At 60.3% G+C, this 3,911-nt stretch carries 6 protein-coding genes and 1 pseudogene; 5 read left to right on the top strand and 2 right to left on the bottom strand.

What is annotated here, in order from left to right; translation table 11 throughout:
- A pseudogene (locus tag AUR66_RS19715) lies at window positions 1-195 on the bottom strand (DsrE/DsrF/DrsH-like family protein); the annotation flags it as partial.
- A complete protein-coding gene (locus AUR66_RS19710) occupies window positions 192-443 on the bottom strand; it encodes a sulfurtransferase TusA family protein (protein ID WP_058573807.1) in 252 nt (83 codons plus the stop codon). The gene AUR66_RS19710 and the pseudogene AUR66_RS19715, both read right to left, overlap by 4 nt.
- Before the next feature lie 271 nt (window positions 444-714).
- Between AUR66_RS19710 and AUR66_RS19705 the strand changes: the two genes are divergently transcribed.
- From AUR66_RS19705 to AUR66_RS19690, 5 genes are all read left to right on the top strand, one after another.
- A complete protein-coding gene (locus AUR66_RS19705; protein ID WP_058573808.1) occupies window positions 715-1,902 on the top strand; it encodes an MBL fold metallo-hydrolase in 1,188 nt (395 codons plus the stop codon).
- Window positions 1,903-2,394: a YeeE/YedE family protein gene (locus AUR66_RS19700; RefSeq protein ID WP_058573806.1), complete on the top strand. Its 492-nt coding sequence runs from the start codon at window positions 1,903-1,905 to the stop codon at window positions 2,392-2,394.
- On the top strand, window positions 2,391-2,855 hold the full coding sequence (locus tag AUR66_RS19695) for a YeeE/YedE family protein (protein ID WP_058573805.1): 465 nt from the start codon (window positions 2,391-2,393) through the stop codon (window positions 2,853-2,855). Before AUR66_RS19700 ends, AUR66_RS19695 begins: the two co-directional genes overlap by 4 nt.
- A gap of 481 nt (window positions 2,856-3,336) precedes the next feature.
- Window positions 3,337-3,486: a DUF7512 family protein gene (locus AUR66_RS22415; RefSeq protein WP_197409890.1), complete on the top strand. Its 150-nt coding sequence runs from the start codon at window positions 3,337-3,339 to the stop codon at window positions 3,484-3,486.
- On the top strand, window positions 3,483-3,911 hold a 429-nt coding region (locus AUR66_RS19690), incomplete at its 3' end, for a TSUP family transporter (RefSeq protein ID WP_197409889.1). The genes AUR66_RS22415 and AUR66_RS19690, both read left to right, overlap by 4 nt.

Below are 3,911 nucleotides of genomic sequence, written 5' to 3'. Positions count from 1 at the left end.
ACTCGCGAGGATGAGCGGCGGGTACGCCATGTCGAGGGTGCCTTTCGTTGCGATGATGGTCATCGACTTCTGCCCGCCGTCGTCGGTCGCCTCGCGGAGGTCAGAGACCTCTTCTTCCAGTGCCTGAATCTGGGCCTGGAGCTCTTCGACGGAGGCGGTCGTCGTGTCGACGGGCGCGTCAGCGTCCGAGCTCATTCCTTCTGGATGTAGTGGACGAAGAGCGCTTCGCCGCCCTCGTCGGACTCTTCCTGGTCGAGCATAGAGACACCGTCTGTCGTGTCTGCCCAGCCCTTCAGGTCGCTCATGCTGCCGGAGTCGGTAGAGACGACTTCCAGAATCTCTCCGGACGAGAGGTCGTCGACCGCACCGCGGGTCTTGACGACAGGCATTGGGCAGGACAGTCCTTTCACGTCGAGGGTTTCGGTAGGTTCGTACTCACTCATTTTTCGAGTTCACCTGTGTTGGGTGTATCCCACAATATCAGGGTGTTTCCTAAAAGTGTGTCGGTTCTTGGGCAGACTACGCAATATCAGGTTCGTTTCGGGCGACGGGGCAGTCTCTCCCACTCTCTGCATAGGTAGTGTCATTCGTCGCGTACGCGAGTGCGCAATCCCTCTACCTGCGAGGGCCCGAACAGCCGATTTAGTATTGTAGGAAAATCGAACGACTATGCAAACTCTTAAGTCAGACCATCTAATAGTGGGTGATGCATACATGACTGCTCCAGACCTCCCGGAACTGGAAACCGAAGTTCCCGTCATCGAACCCGAGACGCTCAAAGAGCGCATCGATAACGGAGAAGAGCTGACAATCCTCGACAACCGCGTGCCATCCGAACACGAAGAATGGCGCATCGAGGGCGAAAACGTCTCGCACGTCAACATTCCCTACTTCGACTTCCTCGACGAAGACCTCAGCGACGACATCTACGAGGACCTCCCAGAAGACGAGGAGTTCGTCGTCCTCTGTGCGAAGGGGTCGTCGTCTGAGTACGTCGCCGGGCTGCTCATCCAGGAGGGCTACGACGCAGTCGCCCTCGAACGCGGCATGAACGGCTGGGCCAGCATCTACGAGTACACCGAACTGGAGACCGACGGCGACGCCACCATCGCACAGTACCAGCGTCCCTCCAGTGGCTGTCTCGCGTACCTCATCGTCGACGGCGACGAGGCCGCCGTCGTCGACCCACTTCGCTACTTCTCGGACGAGTACGTCCAGGACGCGAAGGCGATGGGTGCAGAACTCAAGTACGCCATCGATACGCACATTCACGCAGACCACATCAGCGGCGTCCGCACGCTGGTCGAAGACGAAGGCGTCACGGGCGTCATCCCCGAGGCCGCCGAAGGCCGCGGCGTCGACTACGACGTCGAGTACGACACCATCGCGGACGGCGAGACGCTCACCGTCGGCGACACGGAGATCGAAGCAATCCACACGCCCGGACACACGACCGGCATGACGACCTACAAGGTCGACAACGTCCTGTTCACGGGTGACGGCCTGTTCATCGAGTCGGTCGCTCGCCCCGACCTCGAAGACGGCGACGAGGGTGCCCCGGACGCCGCCGGTATGCTCTACGACTCGCTTCAGGACCGCGTCCTCACCCACGACGACCACTTCATCGTGGCCTCCGCTCACTTCAGTGATGCGGCAATCCCCGCCGAAGACGGCAGCTACACGGCTACGCTCGGGGAACTCAAGGAAACCATGGGCGCACTCTCTATGCCGAAAGACGAGTTCGTGGAGTTCATCCTCTCGGACATGCCGCCTCGGCCAGCCAACTACATCGACATCATCGAGACCAACCTCGGTGTGCAGGAGTCGGACGACGACCGCGCGTTCGAACTCGAACTCGGCCCGAACAACTGCGCGGCCAGCAACGAAGCCCTGACGAACTAAATGTCGGGACTGACGCCGCTCCTCGTCGACAGCCTCTTCCCGAACGGGATAGCGCACTACGCGCTCGGCGGTCTCCTCATCGGATTGGGGACGGCCATCATCTACCTCGGGACGGGTATCATCGCGGGTGCGAGCACCTTCCTCGAGTCGACGCTCTCGTACGTGTCCGACCTCCCGCGGTTCAACAAGACGAAGTACGTCACGTCGCGCGATTGGCGCGTCGTCTTCACCCTGAGCATCGTCGCCGGTGCCGCCATCTACACCGTCACACTCGGTGACGGCTGGTGGGTCTCCGAGGTCCAACCGTGGCGCTTCGCCGTCGGCGGCGTGCTCGTCGGCATCGGGACCCGCATCGGTAAAGGGTGTACGTCCGGGCACGGGGTCTGCGGCGTCGGCTCTCGCTCGCGAACCTCGTTCGTGAACGTCGCAACCTTCATGCTCGTCGCAATCGGCGTCGCACAACTCCTCCAGGCGCTGGGGGTGTCACCATGAGCGACGACGAACGCGGACTCGGATTCATGCTGCTCATCGTCCTGGGCGGCTTGATATTCGGGTTCGGCCTCGGACTGAGCAACATGGCTCGACCGGAAGTCGTCATCGACTTCCTCCAGTTCGACGACTTCGGCCTCGTCTTCGTCATGGGCGGTGCCGCAGTCGTCACGGGAACCGTCTTCGCACTCGCAGAAGCGTTCGGTGACCGGGCACCCCTCACCGGAACGAACTACGGCCGCCGTCTGAAGTCGTTCGACAAGAACGTCGTCGTCGGTGGTGTCATCTTCGGTGCCGGATGGGGAATCTCCGGTATCTGCCCCGGGGCAGCGTACGCCAGCCTCGGTGTCGGTAACTACCCCATCCTCATCGCCATCGGTGGGATGTTCGTCGGTGCCTACCTGCAGGGCCTCTGGCGCGCCCGACGCGCCGAGAGCGCCGCCCGCGGAACGTCTGCTGACTAACGCTCTCCATCTTTTCCACTCGTCTTCGTAGCCAGCGCCGAGTCCCCACTGCGAACGCGGCCTGCTCGATGGGCTGTCCATCGAAGCGTCGTTGCGTCCACCTTCCTCTATCCATCCTCCTCACTGCCCACCATCTCTCTCGCCACTCCAACGGTGCTCGACCTCTCACGAACCAGACAGCGACAGCCTCACTGGACGCTCGAGCGGCCGTGCGTCTGCAGTCTCAGAGTGTTGTACACGTCATGAAATATTACTCCGTCATAGATAGCGGCCATATCTGTTCGTAACTCTCTGATGTACAAATGAAGCCACAGTTTAGCGGTATTTCTATGTTCAATCCATAACTTATGGGTATCCAATCACGATATGGTATTGTACAGTGTTCCCAAAAGCGTTATATCCTCTCTCCGGTTAGCCAGCACTGTACAGGAAAGCATGATTCGTACAATATCATTTGGGCGCCCCACGGGGTGCTGGTAAGATGTTCGGAATCGAAAACCTAACTGGGAGTACCCAGGCAGCAGCACTCGTCGGTATCGTTCTCGTCGAGGCTATGGTGCTGTACGTCGGATACGGCGCATTGGAGAGCGTCGTCGGCTCTACCGTCTTGAAACTCCTCAGGGGTGAATGACGATGATGGAGATATTCGGAATCTCGGCCGCTATGTTGGTGATGTTCGCCGGATTCGGCCTCCTCATCGGTATCCTCTTCGGCTTCTTCGGGATGGGCGGGTCGTTCCTCGTCACGCCCGCGCTCTTGGTCATGGGTTACCCATCGCGCGTGGCCGTCGGGTCTGGTCTCGCGTTCGTCTTCGGTACCTCCGTCATCGCGACGTTGAAACACCGTGACCTCGGTCAAGTCGACTACAAACTCGGCGTCTCGATGATTATCGGGACCACCGTCGGCCTCGAAGTCGGGAAGGAAATCGTCCTCCACCTCGAAGAACTGGGCATGGCCGGGAACATCATCAGCATCACGTACGTGCTGCTGCTCGGTGGAATCGGCGCGTTCGTCACCTACGAAGCGCTGAAAGGCGGCGATGGCGGCGGTGTCTCT

Source organism: Haloferax profundi (assembly GCF_001469865.1).
Taxonomy (GTDB): domain Archaea; phylum Halobacteriota; class Halobacteria; order Halobacteriales; family Haloferacaceae; genus Haloferax; species Haloferax profundi.
Note: the sequence above shows the minus strand (reverse complement) of the source record. Positions and strands in the feature narration are given on the sequence as shown.

Bases quoted from the DNA above. Each gene is read 5' to 3' on its own strand.
- AUR66_RS22415 (WP_197409890.1), top strand. From the start codon at position 3,337: ATGTTCGGAATCGAAAACCTAACTGGGAGTACCCAGGCAGCAGCACTC.
- AUR66_RS19695 (WP_058573805.1), top strand. From the start codon at position 2,391: ATGAGCGACGACGAACGCGGACTCGGATTCATGCTGCTCATCGTCCTG.
- AUR66_RS19705 (WP_058573808.1), top strand. From the start codon at position 715: ATGACTGCTCCAGACCTCCCGGAACTGGAAACCGAAGTTCCCGTCATC.
- AUR66_RS19700 (WP_058573806.1), top strand. From the start codon at position 1,903: ATGTCGGGACTGACGCCGCTCCTCGTCGACAGCCTCTTCCCGAACGGG.
- AUR66_RS19710 (WP_058573807.1), bottom strand. From the start codon at position 443: ATGAGTGAGTACGAACCTACCGAAACCCTCGACGTGAAAGGACTGTCC.